This window comes from Cupriavidus sp. C1SS-2L, from assembly GCF_057073735.1.
Window position 1 is genome coordinate 1,808,878 of record NZ_CP172709.1, and the last position, 23,500, is coordinate 1,832,377.

Sequence of the window (23,500 nt, forward strand, 5' to 3'; positions counted from 1 at the left end):
TTTCACCGTTCTGTGTATGCGGGATTCCGACGCCTGTCAGGCTTGTTGGCCGAATTCGGCCTGTTCGCGCGTCCACGCGCGGGCCTGCTCGCTGATGGTGAGTCCCAGGCCCGGCCGGGTCGGCACCACGATGCGGCCGCCGCGTATCTCCAGCCGTTCGTTGAACAGCGGTTCTAGCCAGTCGAAGTGCTCGACCCAGGGCTCGCGTGGATAGGCTGCGGCAAGGTGCACGTGCAACTCCATGGCGAAGTGCGGCGCGATCATCAGGCCCGCATGCTCGGCCAGCGCGCAGACCTTGAGAAAGGGCGTAATGCCGCCAACGCGCGGCGCGTCCGGCATCAGGTAGTCCGCGGCGCGGTGCCGGATCAGGTCCCAGTGTTCGGCCGCGCTGGTCAGCATTTCGCCGGTCGCGATCGGCGTGTCGAACTGCGTGGCGAGCGCGGCGTGTCCCTCGTGGTCGTAGGCGTCCAGCGGCTCCTCGATCCAGACCAGGTTGAAGGATTCGAACGTGCGGCACATGCGTTGCGCCGTCGGCCGATCCCATTGCTGGTTGGCGTCGACCATCAGCGGCACGGCATCGCCAAGCTGTTCGCGCACGGCGGCCACGCGCTGGATGTCCAGCGCACCATCAGGCTGGCCGACCTTCAGCTTGATCCCGCCGATCCCGCGCTCCACCGAGGCCGCTGCGTTGACCAGCAACTGGTCCAGCGGCGTGTGCAGGAAACCGCCCGAGGTGTTGTAGCAGCGCACGGCGTCGCGATGGGCCCCCAGCAGCTTGGCCAGCGACAAGCCTGCCCGCTTGGCTTTCAGGTCCCAGAGTGCCACATCGAACGCGCCCATTGCCTGTGTCGACAATCCGCTGCGTCCGACCGACGCGCCGGCCCAGCAGAGCTTGTCCCACAGCCGGGCGATGTCGCTCGGGTCCTCACCGAGCAGGGCCGGTGCGATTTCGCTGGCATGCGCGAACTGGCCCGGTCCTCCGGCGCGCTTGGCATAGCTGAAACCGATACCTTCGTGGCCGCCGTGGGTCCGGATCTCGGCAAACAGGATCGCGACCTCGGTCATTGGCTTTTGGCGACCGGTCAGGACCTTGGCATCGCTGATCGGTGTGGCCAATGGCAAGTAGCACGAGGAAAGCCGGATCGTGGCGATGGTGTCGGTGGAAGGAGCGGCAGGGGTGGTCATGGGCGTGGGGCAGGGAAATTTTGATCGGGCAGACATTGAGGTACGGAATTGCCCCTGGGCGTTAATGATAACGTTATCATTTTTGGGTGTGCGTGACTGATATAATCCAAGCGTCATCTCCGCCGGGGTTCAACATCCTGGTTCCGCTCGGCTGCGACAGGTCGCTGACGAAGGAATGATGGAAATGCTAACGTTGTCATTCTCGATCGTCAATCGCCTTCAGGCGAGCAACCGGTAGCGAATTACCCTGACTCAGGATCCGCATGTCGAATACCACTGGGCCGAAATCCGTGACGCTGCACGACGTGGCACGTGAGGCTGGCGTCTCACTGATTACCGCCTCGCGTGCGCTTAGCAATCCCGGCATGGTGTCGGAGAAAACCATTGCGCGGGTCCGGCAGGCCGTCGAGGCGACCGGCTATATCCCGAACCTGCTTGCCGGCGGGCTCAAGTCGAAGCGCAGCCTGATGGTCGCCGCGCTCGTCCCGAACATTGCGGTGGCCCAGTTCCTGCCGACGGTCAAGGCACTGACCGATGCGCTCGACGCGGCAGGCTATCAGGTGATCCTTGGCCAGACAGGCTACGACCACGCGCGCGAAGACGCGTTGCTCGCCACGATGATCAGCCGGCGTCCGGACGGCATCGTCGTCACCGGCCTGGTCCATTCGCAGGTGTCGCGGGAGCGCTTGCGGCGGGCGGGTATTCCTGTCGTGGAGACCTGGGATCTCAGCGACCGGCCCGTCGATATGGTGGTCGGCTTTTCACACCTTAAGGTGGGTAGCGCCGTCGCGGGTTATTTCCTCGGCAAAGGATGGCGCCGCCTCGGCATTGCAACCGGCGACGATCATCGCGCTTCGGTGCGGCGCGAGGGCTTTGTCTCGACGGTCGGCCACGACGTACCGACTGTGGTCGTGCCCGCGCCGAGCAGTCTGGCGCGGGGGCGCAGGGCCCTTGCCGATCTCCTCGAGAAAGATCCGCGGATCGAAGCCGTCTATTGCAGCTCCGACCAGCTCGCGCAGGGCGTCATGGTCGAGGCGCTCGCACGCGGACTGCGCATTCCCGGCGACCTGGCGATCTGTGGCTTCGGTGATGCCGATTTTGCCGCGCACCTGAATCCGTCGCTGACGACGGTACATGTGGATGGCGCGGCCATTGGGGCGATGGCCGCGCGCTTGCTGCTGGAGCGCTGCCGTGGCGAGTCGGTTCCAGAACCGGTCGTCGATGTCGGATTCCGCATCGTCGAACGCGGTTCGACCTGACCTGGCCTTCACTCCAGCTTGATCCCCAGTTCCCGAATCAGCTTCGCATAGCGCGCCGTATCCCGCGCGATCAACGCGGCAAACGCCTCCGGCGTGCTGCCGGATGGCACGGCACCTTGCTCGAGCAGCATCTGTTTGACCTTCGGATCGGCCAGCGCTGCGCGCACGTCCTGCGAGATCTTGCCGACGAGCGCCGGTGGCGTGCCCGCTGGCGCCAGCAGGCCGATCCAGGAGACCGCTTCATAGCCTGCCAGCCCAGTCTCGGCCACGGTCGGCACGTTGGGCATTGCCGCAGCGCGCTTGTCGCCGGTCACCGCTACCGCTTTGAGCTTGCCGCCCTTGATCATGCCCATGGTTTCGTACAGCGTCGCAAACGTGTAGTTCACGTGCCCGGCCATTACGTCGGCCACGGCCGGGCCGCCGCCCTTGTACGACACGTGCAGCATGTCGATGCCTGCCTGGCGCGCGAACATGGCACCGGCGAGATGCATCGAGCTGCCGCTGCCCGAGCTGCTGTACGTGATCCTGCCTGGCTCACGCTTGCCCGCTGCGATCGCCTGCGGCACCGTGGCCGCCGGGTTTCCGGGAGCGGTCACCATGATCTGCGGCAGCTCGGCCACCAGCGATACCGGCGCGAAGCTCTTCACCGCGTCATACGGCTGCGACTTGTACAGCGAAGGGTTGATCGAATGCGTGCCGATGTTGCCCATGAGCAGCGTATAGCCGTCCGGCTTTGCACGCGCCACGTAGTCGCTGCCGATCTGCCCGGCGGCGCCCGGCTTGTTTTCAATGACGACAGCCTTGCCCCACAGTTCGGTCAGGCGCTGCGCCAGCAAGCGAGCGCCGGTGTCGGTGCCGCCGCCGGGCGGGAAGGGCACGACGATGGTGACCGGCCGCTCGGGGTAGCCGCCGGCGTGCGCCGGTTGCTGGGCGATGGCGACGAGTGCGGCTGCAGCCAGCAGCGCCAGCACGGGAAATGCGCGATGTTGCATGGTGTCTCCTGAATTTTGTCCGGGCGCTCTATGACGGCGCCCTGATCCATGAAGGGGGATGCGATGACCGGTTGATGCGTGCTACGCCATCACCGTCGCAGGCGGGCGTTCGCCGGCAAGGCAGGCGCGCAGGTTGGCGAGCACGATCTCGCCCATCGCATCGCGGGTCTCCCACGCGGCGCTGGCACGGTGCGGCTGGATCACGACGTTGTCCATGGCGAGCAGGGCGGGTGGTACGGCCGGCTCGTCGGCGAACACGTCTAGCCCGGCGCCCGCGATGCGGCCCGCTTCGAGCGCACGCACCACCTCGGGCTCGTCCACGAGCCGGCCGCGCGCCACGTTGATCAGCACGCCGTCGGGTCCCAGCGCATCGAGCACGGCGGCGTCGACCACCGGCTTCGCGCCGTCGGCCGATGCGGCCAGTACCAGCGCGTCGCAATGGGAGGCAAGGGCGGCAATGTCCGGCAGGAAGGTGTAGGGCACATCGGGAATCGCACGCAGGTCGGTGTAAGAAACCGGGCAGCCAAACGCCGCGGCACGAACCGCAATCGCAAGGCCCACGCGGCCCAGTCCGACGATGCCCACGCGCTTGCCGCTGAAACGGCGCGCGAGCGGCAACGGCGCCTTGCCCCACTGTCCGGCGCGCACGTAGCGCTCTGCTTCGGTCAACCGGCGGTACACCGCGATCAGCAGCCCGATGGCCTGATCGGCGACATCGGCTGTCAGCACATCGGGCGTAGTGGTGACGTGGATGCCACGCCCGCGTGCGTAGGGCAGGTCGACCGCATCGGTGCCGACGCCGGACACCGCGACGATCTTGAGTGCCGGCAAACGTCGCATCACGGATTCCTTCAGGCCGAGCGAGCCGCCCGTGACGACGCCCTCGATGCGCGGCCCGACTTCGTCGATCAGCGCGTCGGGCGATGCGGCGGCATACAGGCGGTGGATCTCGTAGGCTGCCTTGAGGCCGGCTTCGAGACTGGGAACTACGGGCTGGGTGAGCAGGATGGCGGGTTTCACTGGCAGGCGTCTTGGAGCGGTTGTCGATGGGCCGAGTATAGGAACGCCATCCATGCATGTCTAAGCTATAGTTTGCATCGATCAATCCAACTATTGGCATGATGCAATGATTCCGGATCTGAACCAATTGCGCTGCTTTATCGCCGTGGGCGAGGAGCTGCACTTTGGCCGTGCCGCCACGCGGCTTTTCATGACGCAATCGCCGCTGAGCCGGCAGATCCGCATGCTGGAGGAATCGCTCGGCGTACGGCTGTTCGACCGCAACAGCCGCGTGGTACGCCTGACCGCGGCCGGCAGCGCCTTGCTCGACGACGCGCGGCGCCTGCTGGCACTGGCCGGTCACGCGGTGGACGTGGCGCGGCGGATCGACAAGGGCGTCAGCGGCAAGGTACGCGTCGGCTTCACCGCCGTGGCCGGCTACGAACTGGTGCCCAACCTGATCGCCCGGGCCATGCAGGAGTTGCCGGAGATCGAGGTGACCCTGCATGAGATGGTGACCGTCGCGCAGATTGAGGCCTTGCAGGCAGGGACCATCGACCTGGGCTTCCTGCGGCCGCTGCCGGACGTGGATCCGGAGCTGCAATGGCGGCCCGCGGTCAGTGAGCCGTTGCTGCTTGCCATGCATGCGACACATGCGCTGGCGGCGCGGGAGCGCATCGCCGCCGAAGATCTGGCGGGCCAGACATTCATCCAGTACTCCGCCACCGAAGGCAAATATTTCCATGATCTGATCGGCTCGGTGCTCGCCAGCGCCGGCCGTCCGCCACGTGTGGTGCAGCAGATGAGCCAGACGCATAGCGTGCTCGCGCTGGTGCGCGCTGGACTGGGGCTGGCGCTGGTGCCGGCATCGGCGCGGCATCTGCATTTCCCGGGCGTCGTGTTGCGGCCGATCTGGCGCGACGATGTGCGAGCGGAACTGCGGTTGGTGTGGCGCGATGCGAACCGCAACCCGGCGTGCCGGGTGTTTGCGGATTTTGCGGCGATGCATCTTGCAAGCGCGAAGGAGCTCAGCCAGACGTTGACAGCCTCGGACTGAGGTGCCTCGCGGTGTCTACCATTCTTCAATCGATGCGGTGGTTCTTACACGCCGCATCGACGGGTGTGCGGTTTGTGTGACGTGACATGCTGGAACGAAAGTTGCGCGCCGATATTCATGGCCTCGATCCGTGCCCAATGCTTTCGGAGGCGTCATGAAACAGAGCAGACACGACACATCAGGGAACCCCGAACTCGACAAGCGGCAGGGGCTCGACGATCGGGAGTTGCGCGAGAACGCTGAAGCGAATCAACGCTCGCGCGAGCGCGCGGCGGCGGATTGGGAAAATGCCGCTTCGCACCGCAAGGGACCGGCCGACAAGCCGCGCGACGAGCGCGCCGGAACGGGCGAATTTCCGCCGGGCGTCGGAAAGCGCGATCTGCATGACCCGGGCAGCCGCGATCCCGATGCGCCGCCCATCGTCAATCGCTCATGAGCCACGTTGCGGACCATGCACTCTCAAGGGCTGCGCCCGAAGCGAGAACGTGAGACATTAGGCATCCGCAAACGGCCTCCATGTCATTCACGCGGGAATAAGCGACCCGTCGCTTGCCGCCGTTGACCAGAAGATGCCGAGGCCGGCGTTCAATCCCTGCAGACCCTTCAGGAGACACCAGGATGATTAGCAAGAACACGATCTGCCTGTGGTACGACGGCGGCGCGCTCGACGCCGCGAATTTTTACGCTGCAACGTTTCCGGACAGCTCGGTTGGCGCCGTCCACCGCGCGCCGGGTGACTACCCCGACGGTCAGGAAGGCGATGTCCTGACGGTCGAGTTCACCGTCATGGGCATTCCCTGCCTCGGGCTCAATGGCGGGCCGCATTTCAAGCACAACGAGTCCTTCTCGTTCCAGGTCGCGACCGACGATCAGGCGGAAACCGACCGCTTGTGGGACGCGATCGTCGGCAATGGCGGCCAGGAAAGCGAATGCGGATGGTGCAAGGACCGCTGGGGTTTGTCGTGGCAGATCACGCCGCGCGCGCTGACAGCCGCGTACACCGATCCGGACCGCGCGGCGGCCAAGCGCGCCTTCGACGCGATGATGACCATGAAGAAGATCGACATCGCGAAGATTGAAGCGGCGCGGCGTGGCTGAGGCCCGCTTTTGATGGAGTGACACGGAATTGCCCGGACCCGCGTCAATCTGGCTGCGCTATCAGTCGGTGCTGCGGTGCGCCGGTTGTGTGCCAGCCGGAGTGCCGCGCTGCGATTCGCCTTGCGCTGGCGCGCCCAGGAACAGGCGCATGGCCAGGCGCTGCACCCACGAGCCGTAGGGCGGGTGGAACAGCTCGATCGGGAACCAGCGGCGCTCGGCGAATACGGACTTCGCGTGCGACAGCTCGCGGAAGCCTTCCGCACCGTGGTAGTTGCCCATGCCGGATGTGCCGCTACCGCCAAACGGCAGGTCATGGTTCACCACGTGCCAGCCCCAGTCGTTCAGCGTGACGCCGCCGGCGTGCGTGCGTTCGAGCAGCGGACCGGTTTCCGCCTTGTCATGGCCGAAGTAATAGAGCGCCAGCGGACGGGTGCCGCTCTGCACGTGCGCGATGGCTTCGTCGAAGCTGCGATAGGTGAAGACCGGCAGGATGGGTCCGAAGATTTCCTCTTGCGCGAGGCGCATCTGCGGCGTGACGCCGAGCACGACGTGCAGCGGCAGGCGCCGTCCGCCCGAGGGCATGGCCGCCGAGAACACGCGCGCGCCAAGCGCGCGCGCGTCGTCGAGTAGTGCACGTTGCCGCGCAAGCGCCCCATCGTGGATGACAGCCGTGTAGTCGTCGCTGCCTTGCGGGTGCATCTGGCTGGCGGCATCCAGTACCGCTTGCGCGAAGGGCTCGGCATCTTCCGCCGGCACCAGCGCGTAGTCGGGGGCGACGCAGATCTGCCCGCCATTCACGGTCTTGCCATGGGCAATGCGGGTGGCGGCGGTCCGCAGGTTCGCGCTGCGCGACACGATGGCCGGCGACTTGCCGCCCAGTTCCAGCGTCACGGGTGTGAGGTTGGCCGCGGCGGCTCGCATGACGTGGCGGCCGATTTCCGGGGAGCCCGTGAACACGATGTGGTCGAACGGCAGGCTCGTGAAGGCGCGGGCGACATCGGCATCGCCTTCGACGATCGCGACCCTGTCTTCGTCAAACACTTCACGCAGCAGGGCGCGCAGTGCCGCCGACGTATGCGGCGCGTACTCGGAGGTCTTCACCATGCAGCGGTTGCCCGCGGCCAGTGCCGTGGCCAGGGGGCCGAGCGCCAGGTAGACCGGGAAGTTCCACGGCACGACGATGCCGACCACGCCCTTGGGCTGGTACATGACCCGCGCGCTGTTGCCAAAGAACAGCAGTTCGGTGTGCCGGCGCGACGGCTTCATCCACCGGCGCAGCCCGCGCAGCAGGTGGTTGATGTGCATCACGGACGGCAGGACGTCGACCATCAGGGTCTCGGCCTCGGCGCGCGCGCTGAAGTCGCGCTGGGCCGCCGCGGCGAGCCGGTGGGCATGACCGCGGATGGCGGTGCGTAGGCACCGCAACGTGTCTCGCCGTTCGCCGAGCGACGGAAACGGCGATGCCATGAACGCTGCACGTTGCTTACCAAGCCATCGCTGCAGATCCTTTTCCTGTGCTGTATTCGGCACCATATTAACCCTAAATTTATTCTGAATGGTCAGTACAATTTAGAGTTTGGTAAAGAGATGGTAGGCTGTCAAGAACAGGGCGCTGGCCTTAGGGCAAGTCCCGAGAAGCGGAAAGGCGCCTTCTCCACACATCGCACGCACTGTGCCAACCGTGCCCCAACAGTGCCCCAACAGTGTCCAACAAGCAGCCATGAACTCCGCACAAGAGGGTGCCGCCGGCCCCGATCTCGCCCTGGACGCCGCCGCCCCGGAAGCGCGCACTGAAGCGCCGCCGGCACGTACCGGCGCGACAACTAAGTACCGCCGTGGTCTGGAAACCCGCCAGCGGGTTATCGAACTGACCAAGAGCCTGATCGCGGAACACGGATATGGCGAAGTGACGCTGGACCGGATTTCCGCGCACGCGGGCGTGGCCAAGAGCAGTCTGCTGTGGCATTTCGGCAGCAAGGAGATGCTGCTGGCCGAGGCGGCGGTCAGCCTGTTTCAGGAAATCGAGATTTCGCTCGGGTTGGGCGATCTGCAGGACATGCCCGTGTCGCAGCGCGTCGACGATCTCTTCGCGCGTGTGGCCGACTATTTCACGCGCCACCCGGAAACCAAGGGCATCGTGCTGTCGTTGCTGTTCTCCAGCAATACGCCGCAGACCGTGCGTGAGCATATTCGCGAAAGCTGGGCTGGCCATGTGCGTGTGATGATGGAGGCGCTCGGAACCGCTGACCGCCCGCTGTCGGCGGACATGGGCCGTGTGCTGCTGGCGCTGTTCCACGGCTGCTATTGCCACTGGTACGCCAACGGCGGACAGGAAGACATCGGTCTTTATCTCGGCCCCGCCAAGGAAATGTTCCGGCAATGGTTTATCGGCGCCGCGTAAGGTGCGGGACTGCCGATGTGTCCGACGACCCGGACATTGACATGAAAATCCGGCTTATCTAAATTTTCCGTTACGGGGTTCCAGTTCTTGCCCCGGAACGGATGCCCGAAACGACGCTCTTCTCCCGGGCTTTTTTCGTTTGGCTGTTGTGGCCGTTGCCTTGATGCCCTGAATGCCCGGAGTGCACCATGTCAAAGGTTACGTTGCGATCAAGCCGGTCCATACCCAGTGGCTGGAGCGATCTCCAGCGCTCGATCGACGCTTCCCGGCGTCGCGTGCGCGAGCAGATACAGCGAATCCGTACGATCCGCGCCGAAGGCGGGGACACCCGGCTTGCCTGCCGCGTTCTCCAGTATCTGCTGGATGCGGTGGCGCAGATGCGGTGGAATCGCGACCTCCTCGTCGCCGCATACAGGATGTGCCCTGGCCGCCCGCGGCCGCCCGGAAAGGATCCGGACGGCAACGATGGTCGCGTCGCGCGCCGATCCGGTCGACGCGGCCGTGTACGCGCGAAGAATGCCAACACCGCAGGCAAACACGCCGCGGCGCGCGATGGTACAGGAGCGTAGTAAATATCCGCGACGGTCATGTTGAAATTTTCTTTTCGAGATACCCGGCGCGCAGGCATTGCGGCAGGATAGGCTGCGGGTCTGTCGCCACTTCTCCACTTTTGCGCCCAAGCCATCGCGAACGCACGTGGCGTATGCATCGGTGACGCGATAGCCCTGAACGTGGCTACCAACGGCAGTACTCTCTGACGGAGTTCACCATGGCACGCAAACTGGTTCTGAGCCTGCTCGCCGTCGCATTGACGGCGTGCAGCGGTACGCCTCTGACGCCGTCGAGTCCCCCGGCGAGTCAGCCTGGCGCGTCATCCACCAGCGCAAGCACTCCGCCGCCGGCGAGCACGGCGCAAGCGGACGCGAAGGCGGTGGACCCCGCGGCCATCAAGGCGCTACAGGATATGGGCGCGTACCTGCAGACCCTGAAGCAGTTCCAGGTCACCATCAACCTGACCGGCGAGCGCGTCCTGCAGGATGGACAGAAGCTCCAGCACACGGCGACGGCCGACCTGGACATCGTGCGACCGAACAGGCTGCGCGCGGAAATGCGCAGCGCGCGCTCGCAGCGCGACCTGATCTACGACGGCAAGACCGTCACGCTCTACCAGCCCGAACAGAAGTACTACTCGCAGGCCCCGTTCAACGACAACCTGGGCGCCCTGACCGAGCGGCTGAGGGAGCGGTTCGGCATTGAAGTGCCGTCAGCCGACCTGTTCCTGTGGGGCACGCCGGCGGCGCCCGTCGACAACATCCAGTCGGCGATGAACGCCGGGCAGGACATCATCGTGGGCGAGCTGTGCGACCACTACGCGTTCCGGCAGGGAGATTTCGACTGGCAGATCTGGATCTCGGCCAATGGGCGCCCGCTGCCGCGCAAGCTGGTCGTCACGAGCCGTGCCGACGAGGCACGTCCACAGTCGATCACCTACTACAAGTGGAACCTGAATCCGAAGTTCGGCAATACGACCTTCGCCTTCAAGCCGCCGGCTGGCGCCAAGTCCGCCGAGTTCGTTCCCATGAAGTCGCGCTAAGGAGCCCGCCATGAAATACGCAGATCGCAAGCTGTTCACGGTGTGCATGGCCGCGCTCGCGCTGGCGGCATCCGGCTTGGCGCCCACGGCGCAGGCACGTGTCGGTGGCGGTGGTGGGGGAGGCGGTGGCGGGCATATGGCGGGCGCGCGCGGCGGTGGTGGTGGTGGTGGTGGCGCCATGGCCAGCGGCGGTGGCGGTGGCCGGCAGGTCAATAACCAGCGCACTGACGCGCGCGCCAACAATGTGCGCAGCACCAGCGTCAACAACGTGAACAACGTCAATGCCAACCGGAACGTCAACGTCAATTCCAACCGCAACGTCAACGTGAACGTCGACAATCACGGCGGCTGCTGCGGCTGGGACAACGACTACCACCCGGTGGCGACGGCTGCTGCGGTCACGGCCACGGTGGCGGTGACGTCAGCGGTGATCGGCTCCATGGTCCGTACGGTGCCGCCGGGCTGCGTGCCGGTCAACTATGGCGGCATGGTGTACCAGCAGTGCGGCACCACGTGGTACCAGCCGCAGGGGTCGCAATACATCGTGGTGAACGCGCCGTACTGACGCCGGCCTGCGCATGACGGCGACTACCTGCATCACGCGGTGGTCGCCGTCATGCTGTTTCTGAACGACGAGGCAAGTCAGGACACTTTCCTGTCAGGCGCCGCCGGTGCCTGATGCCAGTTCGCCGGCGGCACCACCACCGGCTCTTTCGGCTGGAGCACGAAGTGCGGCGACATGATCTGCACGCCGTGGCGGTTGAATTCGTCCTGGATGGCCTGGTGCAACGTGGATAGCGTAGGGAAACGCTGGCGCGGGTCCGTAATGCCGAAGAACAGCTCGTACTCGACATAGAAGTCCGACAGCCCACGCTGCAGCACGAACGGCGCCGGTTCATCGCGCAGGCCCGGCACGTTCGCCACGGCGCCGAGCAGCATCGCATGGACCTGCCGCCACGGCGTGTCGTAGCCGATCGTCACGGCTGTCGATAGCAGTGCGCCCGTGTCGCCATGCAGTGCGGCCGAGGCGCGGCCCCGGCGCGAGAAGTTGTGGACCGCGCTGCCGACCACCACCGCGTTGGGGAGCGTCACTTCCTCCTGCCGTACGTTTTCGATCTTGACCGACAGCGCGTCGAGCCCTGTCACCGTGCCGATCGTCCCGCCGATGTCGACCATATCGCCGGGCCGCAGTGCGCGTGAATACACAAGCACCATGCCGCTCATGATCTGGTTGACGATATTGGCCGAGCCAAGCGTCACCATGAAGCCGAACAGCACCGACAGGCCCTTGAACACGTCGCTCTGCGAACCCGGAATATACGGGTACGCGAAGGTCAGCCCGAGTGCCCATACGCCCACGGCGGTCAGCCGGCGCGTGGCGCCGACGGTTTCGGGATGGAGGCCCGGCACGTCGAGCTGGCCGCGCTGTACGGCGAGGAAGATGGTCGACACGAGCCGCTGCAGCGCGCGCGTGATCAACAGGATCACGATCACGGTGACGATGCCCGGAATCGCCTCCAGCATCGATTCGCCGATGCGTGTCAGCAGCGTGAACAGGAAGGTGCCCATGCGCTGGCCAAGCGGCTCAGTCAGCGGGAACTGTTCGAGCGCAAATTCCAGCCACAAGAAGATCAACAGCGCGGTCAGGCCGACGCCGACGATCTGCACGACGAGGCTGGCGAGCTGGAACAGTGCACCGGTCCAGTCGAAGCCGCTGCGCTTTACGCGATCGCCGACGCGGCGTTCCAGCGCCTTCAGCAGCAGCGCGCTGAGCCGGCGGCGTGCGCGGGCAACGCCCCAGACGAGCCCCACAAGTAAAAGCAGGCCCAGCGACGACAGCAGTGTGCCGCGGATGATGGTCGGCCAGCGCAACTGCTCGCGCCGCGCGGCGACGGCATTCTCGAGCGCATGGCTGGCCGCGTCGGCCACGGCCTCCACGGTCTGTCCCGGCTGCTCGGGATCGAGGTCGTCCTGGACGATGGCGAACATCACGCGGTCGCCGAGCCGAATCGCCACACCGGACTCCTCGCCGAGCCGCCCCGACACGCGCGTCAGCGGCTCGGCCAGTTCGGCGCGATTCAGGTTGTCGAATCGCTCCCTGGCGCGGGCCGCGCGCACGGCCGGCACCGCTCCCGCCACGGTCGCGCGGAACGTGGCGACGGGCCGGTTCATCAGGATCAGATCTGCAGGCTCGGAAACGGGGGCAGGTACCGGCTTGTCGGCCGCGTGGGCGGCGAGCGGCACGATGAGTGCCAGTATCAGCAACACCAGCAACACCAGCAACACCAGCAGCATCTGCAGCGCCAGGAGCTTGCGCCAGTCAAATGGGAGAAACCTCAGCCGGGAAGGCCTGATGGCGGCCGGGCGAAACAGCGAATGGGCGTGAGAGGCGATCATCCGGAGGCTCTGTAAGGCGGCTAGTGCTTCGCATGATCGGGTGTTTTGGGCAGGAATGCCAGTCGATGTGCGGATCGCAACGCGGCACCGCACAAGCTTGGCCTCAGACCCGGTTGAAGCGTTGCTCCGTCACCGTGGTCCCCCATTGGCTGCCCTCGAACTCTTCGCTCAGCCGGAAGCCATGCGACTCGTACAAATGGCGTGCCGCCTCAAGTCCCTTGAACGTCCAGAGATGCGTTTCGCGGAACCCCTGCGTCTCGACGAATCGCATGGCGCGGGCCATGAGTTCGCGTCCGATACCCGAACCGTGCAGCGATTCGTCGACGATGAACCAGCGCAAATGCGCGATGCCGGTGGTCTTGTCGCCGTCGATGGCGAGAGACGCCAGCGAGCGGCCATTCTCGACATAGAGCCAAAGCGCCTTGCCGTCGACTGGCAGCGACCCGGCAAATGCAGCAAGTTCCGTGGCGACCCGCTTCTCGAAAAAGGCACCGAAGCCCCAATGCGCCGCATAGAAACGCCCGTGCAGGCTGGCGATATCGCCAATGCAGCCGGGTTGGTAGCCCTCGATAATCTGCACCGCTTCCGGCGTGGCTGGCGGCGCATTGCCGGCGTTGTCCTGCGCCAACGCATTGGCATAGAGCGCGAGCGAGCGAAGCAGGGCTTGCTGGTCGGCGGGCGCCATGTGCCGAAGCGCGTTCGATACCTGGCTGGTCGCGAACTGGTCGATCCTTGCCCTGAGCGATTTCCCTTCCGCGCTCAAATACAGCTCGGACGAACGCGCGTCATCGCTGGACACCCGGCGCTCCACAAAACCAGCGGCTTCCAGCCGTGCGATTTGCCGGCTGGTATTCGACTTGTCGAGCCGCAGGATGGTGGCCAGATCTTTTGCCGTGATGCCGGGCTTCATGCCGATTTCCAGCACCGCGTGCACCGCGGAAGGCGCCAGATCGCTATTGGCCAGGGTGGCGCGCATGAACCCCAGTTCGCGGACGAGTTTGCGGGAAACATCGCGCAGCGACAGGATGGTGGCGTCACGGGTGACGGCAGGAACGTCGACGAAGTCCATGATCTCTCAGAAAGTTGCGAGTCGCAACCAATATTAGTTGCGACTCGCAACCTGGTCAAGGTGAGAGCGTGGGTCAGGCGGGTTGTCTGTCCAGGATGGCGCCGCGCACATTCTTCACATGCGCCGCACCGGCAGCCTCGGCCGCGTCGGGCTCGCCAGCGAGTACCGCCGTAGCGATGCGACGGTAATCGTCGAGCCGCATCTGCCGCAACGAAGCCAGCCGATGCTGCGCGTGGACGATCGGCATATGGATGGTCGGGAACAGCCGGCGCAGTTCGCGGTTGTCGCCCATTTCCAGCAGCGTGCGATAGAAATGGCGCCTGGCGTTAGAAAACGTCTCGCCGTCCTGGGCCTTCTCTGCTGCGACGAGCGCCTGGACCGACGTGCGCAAGGCCTGAACCTGCGGCTGGTTGCCGCTGCCGCGCGTGGCGGCGCGCGCGAGCAGGCCAGTCATGCGTTCCGCGACATCGAGTACATCGAGGGTTTCCTGCAGGCTCAGCCGCCGGATGACCGCGCCGCGATGGCGTTGCAGGTCGACGATGCCCTCGGCGGCCAGCCGCTGCAGCGCCTCGCGCACCGAGTTGCGGCCGACACCGAAATGCGCGACCAGGTCTGTTTCCACGAGCCGCTGGCCGGGCACGAAGGTGCCAAGTTCCAGCCCGCTCATGATCCCGAAGAACACGGTGTCGGATGCGCTGCCGTCCGCCGGGCTGGCGTCGGTGGGCGTATCGATAGGCATGGCGGAGGCGGCGGAGGTCGGTCTTGGCACGGCGGCGATTCTAATCGATTGGCAGGTCCCGTCGGACCGGAGCCGTTGACATGGGATGAAATCATCCTACAATCTGATCCCATCTGCAAACGGTCCGCAAGTGACGACCCCACCCAAGTCGAGGGAATGACACCCATGTTTACTCCTTGTCCCACTGAAAGAAGCCAGGAAATTGCGGACCGCGTCGAGCGCTTCGTGCGCGACGTGGTGGCGCCGTATGAAAGCGACCTGCGCTGCACCGCACATGGTCCGACCGCCGAGCTTGTGCATGAACTGCGCACCAAGGCACGTGCTGCGGGCGTCATGACGCCACACATCCTGGCCGATGGTTCACACCTGACCCAGCACGAGACAGCCGCTGTGCTCAAGCGTTCGGGCCTGTCGCCGCTCGGCCCCGTGGCCGTCAATACGATGGCGCCCGACGAAGGCAATATGTTCCTGCTCGGCAAAGTCGGCACGCCCGCGCAGAAGGAGCGCTTCCTGGCGCCGCTCGTCCGTGGCGATGTACGTTCGGCGTTCTTCATGACCGAGCCCGCGGAAGAGGGCGGCGCCGGGTCGGATCCGTCGATGCTGAGCACCACCGCCGTCCGCGATGGCAATGACTGGGTGCTCAACGGCCGCAAGAAATTCATCACCGGTGCCGAAGGCGCCAGCGTGGGCATCATCATGGCGCGCACCGGCGACGGCGAACGCGCGCAGGCGACGATGTTCCTCGTCGACCTGCCGCATCCGGCAATCCGCACCGAGCGCGTGCTCGACACCATCGACAGTTCGATGCCCGGCGGTCATGCGCAGGTCCTGATCGATGGCCTGCGCGTGCCTGCCGACCAGGTGCTGGGCGAGGTCAACGAAGGCTTTCGCTACGCGCAGGTGCGCTTGTCGCCGGCACGGCTGTCGCATTGCATGCGCTGGTTCGGCACCGTCACGCGCGCGGACGAGATCGCGCGCGCCCACGCCACCACGCGCAAGGCATTCGGCAAGCTGCTGATCGACCATGAGGGCGTCGGCTTCATGCTGGCGGAAAACCTGATCGACCTGCAGCAGGCGGCGTTGATGATCGACTGGTGCGCTGGCGTGCTCGACACGGGTTCGGCGGGCACCACCGAGAGCTCGATGGCCAAGGTGGCGGTCTCGGAAGCGCTGTTCCGTGTCGCAGACCGTTGCGTGCAGATCCTGGGCGGCAATGGCGTGTCGCGCGACACCATCGTCGACCAGGCCTTCCGCGAGCTGCGCGCCTTCCGCATCTACGACGGCCCGACCGAAGTCCACAAGTGGTCGCTCGCGAAGAAAATCAAGCGCGACACGCTCGGCACGCGTCAACATGGCTGATTGCGTTTGCTGAGCCCCGCATCATGGCGACACGCCCGTCCCCTGTGCAGCGCGCGCTGGCAGTATTGCGCGCGCTATCCGATCCTGAAGTGCGCCGCATGAGCGATGTGGCGCGCGCCACGGGTCTTGACCCCGCCACGACGTCGCGCATGCTCGACATGCTGGTGCAGGAAGGCTTCGCCACGCGCGACGACAAGCGTTGCTATGGCATTGGCCCCGAGGTGTTCCAGCTTGCCGATGTGGGGCAGCGGCGCGTCGACCTGCGCGAGCTGGCCCATCCGGCGTTGCAGCGGTTGCAGGAGACGTTTGAAGACACCGCGGTGCTCACCGAGGCCAGCCGCGGCGAGGCCGTGTGCTCGGACGTCGTCACCGGGTCGTTTCCTGTGCATGCGAACTATGTGACAGTCGGCACACGGCGACCGCTAGGCGTCGGCGCGGGCAGTCTCGCCGTGCTCGCGTGGCTGCCACCGGCGGAACGCACGCGCCGTCTGCAGCAGACGGCCCGCAAGCTGGCGAACTATCCGCGGCTGCATGCGCCGTCGATTGCCGCCGAGGCGGACGCGGCACGCGCGCGCGGCTATGTACTGTTCCTGGACTGGGTGGTCGAAGGCATGGGCGGCATTGCCGTGCCGATTCTCGACTATGACGGTCGGCCCATCGGCGCGCTCAGCGTGGCGGCGCTGTGCGATCGCATTCGCAGCCGCGAGGCAAGCCTTGCGCGTCACCTCCTCCAGGAAGCGCGCCGCATCACCGGCGCGTGGACGCGCGTCGTGGTGCCGGCGGGCGGCCCTCAGTGTGCCGGGCCACGCAGCAGCGGCGAGAGCCCGTCGGGAATCTCCACTTCAAAGCGCAGCACGGCGCTGGCGAGCGCTTTGCCGTAGTTATCGATGGCGAGGCTTCGCGAGACGCCGCCGCCCAGTGCACCGTCGGCGACGAAATTGAGAACCTGCAAGCCATCAACGTCATAGCGCGTGACGGCTCCCGTAATCAGCGTGCCGTAGTGCGCCTTGAACGCATCTGCGGTGAGCTGCTGCTTGATATGCGGATAAAACTCCGGCGCATAGGCGATGACGGCTGTGTTTGAAGTATTGCCCTTGTCGCCGGAACGGCTGTGGGCAAGGCGGCGCAGCGGTACGCGCATGATGTGGTCTCCCCGTCAGGTAAGCGGTTGCGGATGGTCAGACGAACTGGACCTGCGACCGGATCAGCGCGCGCGGCACCAGCGCCGACCACACGCCGATGATCTCGCGCGTACGGTCCTGGTGCGGCACGCGCTTTCCGGTGGAGGCTAGTCCGCATACGGCCATGCTGTCGATCTCGCGGCCGACCTTGGCGGCTTCTTCCCGTGTGCGCGTGCGGGCCGCAACGCGCACTGCAATTTCGTTGGGCTCGCACGCGGGCTCGGGCGATGCCGCGCCGTGAACCGCATTGACGCCCAGGAAATCGATGCGCAACTCGTCGGCCCGCAACGCGGCCATGGCGAAGCGCTCCTCGAGAATGCGCTTCGCGAGCTTCGCTTTCTCCAGGCAACCCGGGCCGGCATAGAAGAACATATCTTCGCCGATATGGCCTTCCGTGCAGCCCAGCGACACCTTGAGCGTATCGGTGCGTGGCAGCCCGCTTACGCCGCTGATGCGCACGCGGTCTGGTGCGACCTGTTCCAGTACGGCGGTCGAAAAATCGACAATCACGTCGGGCGTGATGTAGCGGCCCGGATCGTGGACTTCATAGAACATCTGTTCCTTGACGGTCTGCAGGTCAATGCGCCCGCCGCTGCCCGCGACTTTCGAGATGACCGCGCTGCCATCGGCCTCGACCTCGGCAATCGGGAATGCGAGATTCCACGGCTCCGGCACGTCCTTGTAGCCGGGGTCGCCAAAGTAGCCGCCAGTCACCTGCGCGCCGCATTCGAGCAGATGGCCAATGGCACTGCCGCGCGCGAGCCGTGCAACGTCGTCCGCTTGCCAGCCGAAGTGATGGATCATCGGGGCCAGAAAGAGCGACGGGTCGGCGACACGCCCCGTGACCACGATCTGCGCCCCGGCGCGCAACGCTTCGACGATCGGGCCGACACCCTCGTACGGTTCCGCGCTGATCAGCGTTTCGCGCAGCGTCGATACGTGCTCGCCGCTTTCCAGCAACGTCAGGTCGAGTTCGCAGATGCTGCTCGTCAGGTCGGTCGTGGTGACGGCCGCGATCTTCACGTCGGGCAGGCCGAGTTCCTTGCATAGTTCGGCCACGCGCCGGGCCGCGCCCAGGGGATGGATCCAGCCCTGGTTGCTGATGATGCGCGTGCCGTGCGCAATGCAATGGGGCAGCACGGCTCGCATGCGGTCGTCGAGATACGTGTCGTAGCCGCCGAATGCGGGGTCGCGCCGCTTGCGTACCTGTGCGGCCGAAACGGTCGCTTCGGCCATGGTCTCGAAGCACAGGTAGTCGAGCTTGCCGAGACGTGCGGAGCGTTCGGCCGGTTCTACGCGGTCCCCCCACCAGCCCGATCCGGAGCCGATGCGCAACGTAGTGTTCTGGGTCATGACGTCATGTGTCCTGGTTTGGCGATGCGTATCAGTCATTGCGCCTTGATGCCGGCGCTCTTGATCACGCGTGACCACTTCTCGGTATCGGCCTTGATCTCGGCGGCGAATGCGGCGGAGCCTTCGCCGCCCGGCTCCGCGCCGAGTTGTTCGATGCGCTTGCGTACATCCGGCATTGCAAGGACCTTGTCGACCGCCTGCTGAATCTGGCGCACGCGCTCGGGCGGCGTGCCCGCCGGCGCGAGCAAACCGAACCACGAGTTGACCTCATAGCCGGGCAGCCCCGATTCACGCACGGTTGGCACGTTGGGCAGCACGGATGCGCGCTTGACACTGGTCACCGCCAGCGCTTTGATCTTGCCCGTCTGAATCTGCGCGAGTGCCGATGGCAGGTTGTCAAACATCAGGTTGACCTGCCCCGCGAGCAGGTCCGTCATCGCGGGCGCGGCGCCCTTGTAGGGCACGTGCTGCATGTTCACGCCTGCCATTGCGTTCAGCAGTTCGCCGGAGAGGTGAGGGGAACCGCCCGTGCTGGTCGAGGCGTAGTTGATCTTTCCCGGTTCTCGTTTCGCGAGCGCGATCAGGTCCCCAACCGAATTCGCCTGCAGCGTGCTGTTTACGAGCAGCACGTTCGGCGAATTTGCCACCAGCGTCACGGGCGTGAAATCGCGGGCGCTGTCGTACGGCATGCGCGCATAGATGAATTGGTTGGTGACCTGCGTGCCGAGCGTGCCCATGAGCAGCGTATAGCCATCGGGCGCGCTGCGCGCAACGGCCTCGGCACCGATATTGCCGCCGGCGCCGGGGCGGTTGTCGACAACGACCGACTGCCCGAGCACCTCGCCGGACTTCTGTGCGACAAGGCGCGCGAGGATATCGGTCGTGCCGCCGGGCGTGAAAGGCACGACGAGCCGGATCGGCTTGGATGGGAACGTTCCGGCGGCGCTTGCGGGCATGGCAAGCACGGCACAGATCAACGGCAGGGCGGCCAGCAGGGGCTGGCGCGGGAATGCAGTCATCGGCTGTCTCCTGGGCGCGATGTGCGCAGGTGGCGGTTTCATCGAGGGAAACTCTGTGCGCACATAGTAGGAAGCGGCCGAAAACGGCGTCAATCAAACGTGCTGAATTTTCATTGGATGAAAATTCAGCACAGAACGCGCCGCCACAAAAAAGAAGCGCGGTCATACCGCGCTTTCAACGGCCTTGAACAGAAACGGGGAGCGTTCTGCAGGGGTGGCCTTACTGGCAAGATAAGCCCGCTAGGGGCTGAAGACAATTGAAACAATCTAAGGTCCGAATTAAGTGGCTTCTACGTAATCGTTTCGTCGCGTTGCGAGGTGGCTGAGTACACCTGTCGCCACGCCGGCATCTGCAACGGGCAACCGAACAGGCCGGCTGATATGTCGCGCGCCACCGGTGCAGTCAGGGCCTGGCAAATCAGACGCGGCCGCTCACGCCGGAAGAGCAGGCGCGCCTTGGCGGCAAGACGTGCTGCGGGATGAAACGACACCGAAAATATGGCGACAAGCCAGAGCCTGTTGGCTTCCATTCATAGAAGCGCAAAGCCGGTATCCCCTCACGCCGCTGCGGCCGGGGGGATAATGGCGACCTTTTATCCAGCCAGCCAATGAAAGCAGGTGTCATGCAAAGCACGCGTAAGGCCACGTTGATCGGGCTCATTGCGATCCTGTTGTGGAGTTCCATCGTCGGCCTGATCCGCGGCGTCAGTGAAAGCCTCGGCGCGACCGGTGGCGCCGCCATGATGTACTCGGTTGCCTCCGTCCTGCTTATGCTGACGGTTGGCTTCGTGCGTCTGCGCGAATTTCCGCGGCGCTATCTGGTCTGGGGCAGCATCCTGTTCGTCTCCTACGAACTGTGCCTGTCGCTGTCCATCGGCTATTCGCACAGCGGCAGGCAGGCGATCGAGGTGGGGATGGTCAATTACCTCTGGCCGTCTTTCACCATGTTGTGCGCCATCGCCTTCAACAAGCAGAAGGCGAACGTTCTGATCGTGCCGGGCTTCCTGATTGCGATCCTGGGTATCTGCCTGGTGCTGGGCGGCGAGCAGGGGCTGGATGTTGCAGGCATGGTGGCCAATGTCAGGGACAACCCGCTCAGCTACGGCCTCGCTTTAGCGGGCGCGCTGATCTGGGCGGCCTATTGCACCGTGACGAACAGGATTGCCGGCGGCAAGAACGGCGTCACGCTGTTCTTCATGTTCACCGCAATGGCGCTGTGGATCAAGTACTTCACCGGCGACCATGCGCCGATGGCGTTCACATACCACGCCGTCATCTACCTGGCACTGGCAGCGTCGGCGATGGGCTTCGGCTATGCGGCGTGGAACGTGGGCATCCTGCACGGCAACGTAACGGTGCTTGCGGGTGCGTCGTATTTCATCCCTGTGATTTCAGCCGCACTGGCTGGCTTGCTCTTGCATATACCGCTTTCGCTGGCGTTCTGGAAAGGCGCGTCACTGGTATGCGCGGGGTCCGTGCTGTGCTGGCTGGCGACGCGCGCACCGCGGCGCAAGGTGGCTGCAACGCCCGACCGTGCTCCGGTCCGCGACCGTGTCTGGAAGCAATGAGCTTTCGGCGGGTAATTTCAGGTCATCTGTCTTCCATGAAGTAGTCATTGCCTTGCGGCAGACGTGTCGTGCCCCGATTCCGATGCATTGCCCCATACTCCCCGGATACGCGGCAAAGGAGCAATGACTGCATGACCGAGTCCGATTCCACCACCGCTGCACCTGCCATCGGTCAGCATACGGACTACGGCAGTGCCGATCCGATCTGGGCGGCGCCCGGCGATCCGGAGGCGGCCGTATCGGCTGTCGTACCCGATGCGCCGTGGCGGAGCCTGACACTGCGCGGTGTCACGTGGCGCTACCCGGACGATGCGCGTGGTGGATTGCAGCGCGTCGGTGTCGGCCGGCTCGCCGAAGGTGAGGTTCTCCTCCACGCTGGCCTCGAACACCTCGGCCTCCTGCGGAATCAATGTGGCCAGCGAGCGCAATTCGGCCCAGTCTTGCGCCGCGCCGTCACGCCGAAGTTCGTCCTGCTGTGGATGATAGAGACCAGCAAGCGCACGCAGCAGCGTGCTCTTGCCACCGCCGCTCGGGCCGATAAGCGCGACGCGCGCTCCGCGCTGCAGCAGGAGGTCGATGCCATGCGTACCTCCTCGCGCGGACCAGCGTCGACCACGCGGCCTGCCTCCACTAGACGATGGTGTCAAGCCGGGGGAGCAGGCTTGGCCGATGCTTTCCGGTGGCCAGCGGCAGCGGCTTGCGCTGGCCCGCGGTGCACTGGCGGCGCAGGGAAGCTCGCTGCTGCTGCTCGACGAACCGACCAGCGCGCTAGACCCGCAGGCCGAAGGCCGCGTGTTCGATCGCATGTTTGCGGCGTTTCCGTCAGCGTGCATCGTCGCCTCGGTGCACTTGGCAGGCGGACGCATTGATCGCGATGCGAACGTCGTCTTTTGTCGGCCGGTATTGTCGACACCATCGTCCGAAGAATCGCATTGCCTGTGCGGATTCCCGCATCGTCGACTCGGTTGGGTGATGACAACCTTGCCGGCGGAGGCGCATAGTTTTCCGAATTCCTGGTATTCCAGTTCCCGGAATGTCGCCCACGGACTACTATGGGGCAAGTATTGAAGAGCGAAAGTCCACAACGTAGTCATCAAAATGATAAGAGACGTTCGACTCCGTGCAGCTTCAGGTGATGATACGGAAGGCATTGCACAAGTACTGCAGGCTTGCGGCCTGACGCTTGCCGAGGCAAGCGATGTGGGGCGGCTCTACCATGTGGCGGAGTTCGAGAGACGGATCGTCGGCTGTGCCTATGGTGAACAATACGGCCTTACCTTTGCCATCCATACGGTCGCGGTGTTATCGGAATTTCGTGGCCGCTGGCTGGGCACCTATATCGTCAGTGCGCTTCTGATGAGAGCCCGCGCCGGCGGCTGCCGCAATGCGACGGTGCTGACGAACGAGCATCCGGGCTTCTTCGCCCGCCATGGCTTTACCTTAACCTCGATAGACTGCCTTGTGCGTGAGACGCAGTTGTCGTTGAGTCTGTTGCGCAGTTTTGGCGCCCGGACGCATTTCATGGCGCGCCAGTTGAACTGAGTGCGGATGCCGGGCATGCGGATCTGCGCCCCTTCGCGCACACCAATCGCCTGCTGATCCGCGGATTCAAAACTGAGAAATCGCGTGGAGGTTTCCTGATTTCAGGTTGAGTGAGCAGGATCGCCTGCCGGCACGCGATTCGCCTGCTGTCAGGCATTTCCTACGAGCGATTCAGTCCGTCCTGACGCCCGTTGTTGTCCCTTACCGAAGGCATCGGCGTTGCTCCGCATCTAGTCTTGAAATCAAGAGGTGCCGGCAGTTTATGCAGCGCCGCCAAGGGAGTGACAGATGCGAAATACCGATAATTCGCTACACGCACTGGTCGAGAAGTGGTTGTCGCCAAGCGAGGCAAATCCCGCTCGGGTCGCCTGCTTCAGGCACTTGGCGAACCGCAAGGGTTGCCTGGTTCAGGTCGAATCGACGCATCCCACCCGGCGCTTGTCCATTGCTTTCTTCCGCCACGGCGACGGCGCTTGGTACGTGTTTCCGCCAGTCGTTGGCTAGCCTCCGAGCCAAGAAGAGATCGGCTGCCATCTTCTGGCCATCAAAAGATGTGGCGAATCCCCACCACGGCGCCGATCTCGAATTCTTGCCACGCTAACGTGTCTCGTCCACGCCCTCGGCGTGGTACGGTCATCCAGTATCAGAGCCACGGCATCGTCTTTTGAGTGCAGGGCGCCCGAGTCGG

The 23,500-nt window shown here is 64.9% G+C and carries 23 protein-coding genes and 1 pseudogene; 12 read left to right on the forward strand and 12 right to left on the reverse strand.

Features of this window, described 5'->3' with window-relative positions:
* Positions 1–36: 36 nt before the first annotated feature.
* Positions 37–1,185 (reverse strand): L-talarate/galactarate dehydratase, encoded by a 1,149-nt coding sequence (locus ACIGJG_RS26000; RefSeq protein WP_483673279.1) that lies wholly within the window; start codon positions 1,183–1,185, stop codon positions 37–39.
* 263 nt (positions 1,186–1,448) lie between these two features.
* Here ACIGJG_RS26000 and ACIGJG_RS26005 point away from each other — a divergent pair, with 263 nt between their 5' ends.
* Positions 1,449–2,444 carry a LacI family DNA-binding transcriptional regulator gene (locus ACIGJG_RS26005; protein WP_483673280.1) on the forward strand — a complete coding sequence of 332 codons (996 nt, stop codon included), beginning with the start codon at positions 1,449–1,451 and terminating at the stop codon, positions 2,442–2,444.
* A gap of 8 nt (positions 2,445–2,452) precedes the next feature.
* On the opposite strand, the gene ACIGJG_RS26010 is transcribed toward ACIGJG_RS26005, so the two are convergent.
* Together ACIGJG_RS26010 and ACIGJG_RS26015 are read right to left on the reverse strand one after the other, a co-directional pair.
* A complete protein-coding gene (locus ACIGJG_RS26010; RefSeq protein WP_483673282.1) occupies positions 2,453–3,436 on the reverse strand; it encodes a Bug family tripartite tricarboxylate transporter substrate binding protein in 984 nt (327 codons plus the stop codon).
* Positions 3,437–3,517: 81 nt separating this feature from the next.
* The gene (locus ACIGJG_RS26015) at positions 3,518–4,510 is read right to left on the reverse strand and encodes a 2-hydroxyacid dehydrogenase (RefSeq protein WP_483673284.1); all 993 of its coding nucleotides are present in this window, start codon (positions 4,508–4,510) and stop codon (positions 3,518–3,520) included.
* 52 nt (positions 4,511–4,562) lie between these two features.
* Between ACIGJG_RS26015 and ACIGJG_RS26020 the strand changes: the two genes are divergently transcribed.
* The 3 genes from ACIGJG_RS26020 to ACIGJG_RS26030 all read left to right on the forward strand — a co-directional run bounded on the left by ACIGJG_RS26020 (position 4,563) and on the right by ACIGJG_RS26030 (position 6,590).
* Positions 4,563–5,492: a LysR family transcriptional regulator gene (locus ACIGJG_RS26020; RefSeq protein WP_483673285.1), complete on the forward strand. Its 930-nt coding sequence runs from the start codon at positions 4,563–4,565 to the stop codon at positions 5,490–5,492.
* A gap of 154 nt (positions 5,493–5,646) precedes the next feature.
* Positions 5,647–5,928: a hypothetical protein gene (locus tag ACIGJG_RS26025; RefSeq protein WP_140953594.1), complete on the forward strand. Its 282-nt coding sequence runs from the start codon at positions 5,647–5,649 to the stop codon at positions 5,926–5,928.
* 182 nt (positions 5,929–6,110) lie between these two features.
* Positions 6,111–6,590 carry a VOC family protein gene (locus ACIGJG_RS26030; protein WP_011300753.1) on the forward strand — a complete coding sequence of 160 codons (480 nt, stop codon included), beginning with the start codon at positions 6,111–6,113 and terminating at the stop codon, positions 6,588–6,590.
* Between the two features lie 60 nt (positions 6,591–6,650).
* On the opposite strand, the gene ACIGJG_RS26035 is transcribed toward ACIGJG_RS26030, so the two are convergent.
* Complete coding sequence (locus ACIGJG_RS26035) at positions 6,651–8,123, reverse strand: coniferyl aldehyde dehydrogenase (protein ID WP_483673286.1); 1,473 nt, start codon at positions 8,121–8,123, stop codon at positions 6,651–6,653.
* A 187-nt stretch (positions 8,124–8,310) separates the two neighbouring features.
* Between ACIGJG_RS26035 and ACIGJG_RS26040 the strand changes: the two genes are divergently transcribed.
* Entirely contained in the window at positions 8,311–8,991 is a 681-nt protein-coding gene (locus ACIGJG_RS26040; RefSeq protein ID WP_483673287.1) for a TetR/AcrR family transcriptional regulator, read from the forward strand.
* A 209-nt stretch (positions 8,992–9,200) separates the two neighbouring features.
* On the opposite strand, the gene ACIGJG_RS26045 is transcribed toward ACIGJG_RS26040, so the two are convergent.
* Positions 9,201–9,671: a hypothetical protein gene (locus ACIGJG_RS26045; protein ID WP_166487089.1), complete on the reverse strand. Its 471-nt coding sequence runs from the start codon at positions 9,669–9,671 to the stop codon at positions 9,201–9,203.
* A gap of 89 nt (positions 9,672–9,760) precedes the next feature.
* On the opposite strand from ACIGJG_RS26045, the gene ACIGJG_RS26050 reads away from it, so the two are divergent.
* Together ACIGJG_RS26050 and ACIGJG_RS26055 are read left to right on the forward strand one after the other, a co-directional pair.
* Entirely contained in the window at positions 9,761–10,585 is an 825-nt protein-coding gene (locus ACIGJG_RS26050) for a DUF2092 domain-containing protein (RefSeq protein WP_011300749.1), read from the forward strand.
* 10 nt (positions 10,586–10,595) lie between these two features.
* Entirely contained in the window at positions 10,596–11,150 is a 555-nt protein-coding gene (locus ACIGJG_RS26055; protein ID WP_011300748.1) for a hypothetical protein, read from the forward strand.
* 77 nt (positions 11,151–11,227) lie between these two features.
* Here ACIGJG_RS26055 and ACIGJG_RS26060 read toward each other — a convergent pair whose 3' ends face one another.
* The 3 genes from ACIGJG_RS26060 to ACIGJG_RS26070 form a co-directional block, all read right to left on the reverse strand.
* Positions 11,228–12,982, reverse strand: a complete 1,755-nt coding sequence (locus tag ACIGJG_RS26060; protein WP_483673288.1) for a mechanosensitive ion channel domain-containing protein — start codon at positions 12,980–12,982, stop codon at positions 11,228–11,230.
* Positions 12,983–13,085: 103 nt separating this feature from the next.
* The gene (locus ACIGJG_RS26065) at positions 13,086–14,051 is read right to left on the reverse strand and encodes a GNAT family N-acetyltransferase (RefSeq protein WP_483673289.1); all 966 of its coding nucleotides are present in this window, start codon (positions 14,049–14,051) and stop codon (positions 13,086–13,088) included.
* Between the two features lie 73 nt (positions 14,052–14,124).
* Positions 14,125–14,790 (reverse strand): GntR family transcriptional regulator, encoded by a 666-nt coding sequence (locus ACIGJG_RS26070; protein ID WP_483673291.1) that lies wholly within the window; start codon positions 14,788–14,790, stop codon positions 14,125–14,127.
* A gap of 165 nt (positions 14,791–14,955) precedes the next feature.
* On the opposite strand from ACIGJG_RS26070, the gene ACIGJG_RS26075 reads away from it, so the two are divergent.
* Together ACIGJG_RS26075 and ACIGJG_RS26080 are read left to right on the forward strand one after the other, a co-directional pair.
* A complete protein-coding gene (locus tag ACIGJG_RS26075) occupies positions 14,956–16,149 on the forward strand; it encodes an acyl-CoA dehydrogenase family protein (RefSeq protein ID WP_483673292.1) in 1,194 nt (397 codons plus the stop codon).
* A gap of 23 nt (positions 16,150–16,172) precedes the next feature.
* Positions 16,173–17,030, forward strand: coding sequence for an IclR family transcriptional regulator (locus ACIGJG_RS26080; RefSeq protein ID WP_483673293.1), 858 nt, complete (start codon positions 16,173–16,175; stop codon positions 17,028–17,030).
* On the opposite strand, the gene ACIGJG_RS26085 is transcribed toward ACIGJG_RS26080, so the two are convergent.
* From ACIGJG_RS26085 to ACIGJG_RS26095, 3 genes are read right to left on the reverse strand one after another with little or no spacing between them, the layout of a single operon-like run.
* Positions 16,940–17,290 carry an AtuA-related protein gene (locus ACIGJG_RS26085; protein ID WP_140953345.1) on the reverse strand — a complete coding sequence of 117 codons (351 nt, stop codon included), beginning with the start codon at positions 17,288–17,290 and terminating at the stop codon, positions 16,940–16,942. The genes ACIGJG_RS26080 and ACIGJG_RS26085 overlap by 91 nt on opposite strands.
* 37 nt (positions 17,291–17,327) lie before the next feature.
* On the reverse strand, positions 17,328–18,683 hold the full coding sequence (locus tag ACIGJG_RS26090) for an acyclic terpene utilization AtuA family protein (protein ID WP_483673294.1): 1,356 nt from the start codon (positions 18,681–18,683) through the stop codon (positions 17,328–17,330).
* A 35-nt stretch (positions 18,684–18,718) separates the two neighbouring features.
* The gene (locus ACIGJG_RS26095) at positions 18,719–19,702 is read right to left on the reverse strand and encodes a Bug family tripartite tricarboxylate transporter substrate binding protein (RefSeq protein ID WP_483673295.1); all 984 of its coding nucleotides are present in this window, start codon (positions 19,700–19,702) and stop codon (positions 18,719–18,721) included.
* A 623-nt stretch (positions 19,703–20,325) separates the two neighbouring features.
* Here ACIGJG_RS26095 and yddG point away from each other — a divergent pair.
* Entirely contained in the window at positions 20,326–21,270 is a 945-nt protein-coding gene (yddG, locus tag ACIGJG_RS26100) for an aromatic amino acid DMT transporter YddG (protein ID WP_483673296.1), read from the forward strand.
* 44 nt (positions 21,271–21,314) lie between these two features.
* Here yddG and ACIGJG_RS26105 read toward each other — a convergent pair whose 3' ends face one another.
* Positions 21,315–21,917, reverse strand: a complete 603-nt coding sequence (locus tag ACIGJG_RS26105; RefSeq protein WP_483673297.1) for an ATP-binding cassette domain-containing protein — start codon at positions 21,915–21,917, stop codon at positions 21,315–21,317.
* Between ACIGJG_RS26105 and ACIGJG_RS26110 the strand changes: the two are divergent.
* Positions 21,889–22,053, forward strand: a pseudogene (locus tag ACIGJG_RS26110) (ATP-binding cassette domain-containing protein); the annotation flags it as partial. The gene ACIGJG_RS26105 and the pseudogene ACIGJG_RS26110 overlap by 29 nt on opposite strands.
* 315 nt (positions 22,054–22,368) lie before the next feature.
* Positions 22,369–22,812 carry a GNAT family N-acetyltransferase gene (locus ACIGJG_RS26115; protein ID WP_483673298.1) on the forward strand — a complete coding sequence of 148 codons (444 nt, stop codon included), beginning with the start codon at positions 22,369–22,371 and terminating at the stop codon, positions 22,810–22,812.
* Positions 22,813–23,500: the final 688 nt, after the last annotated feature.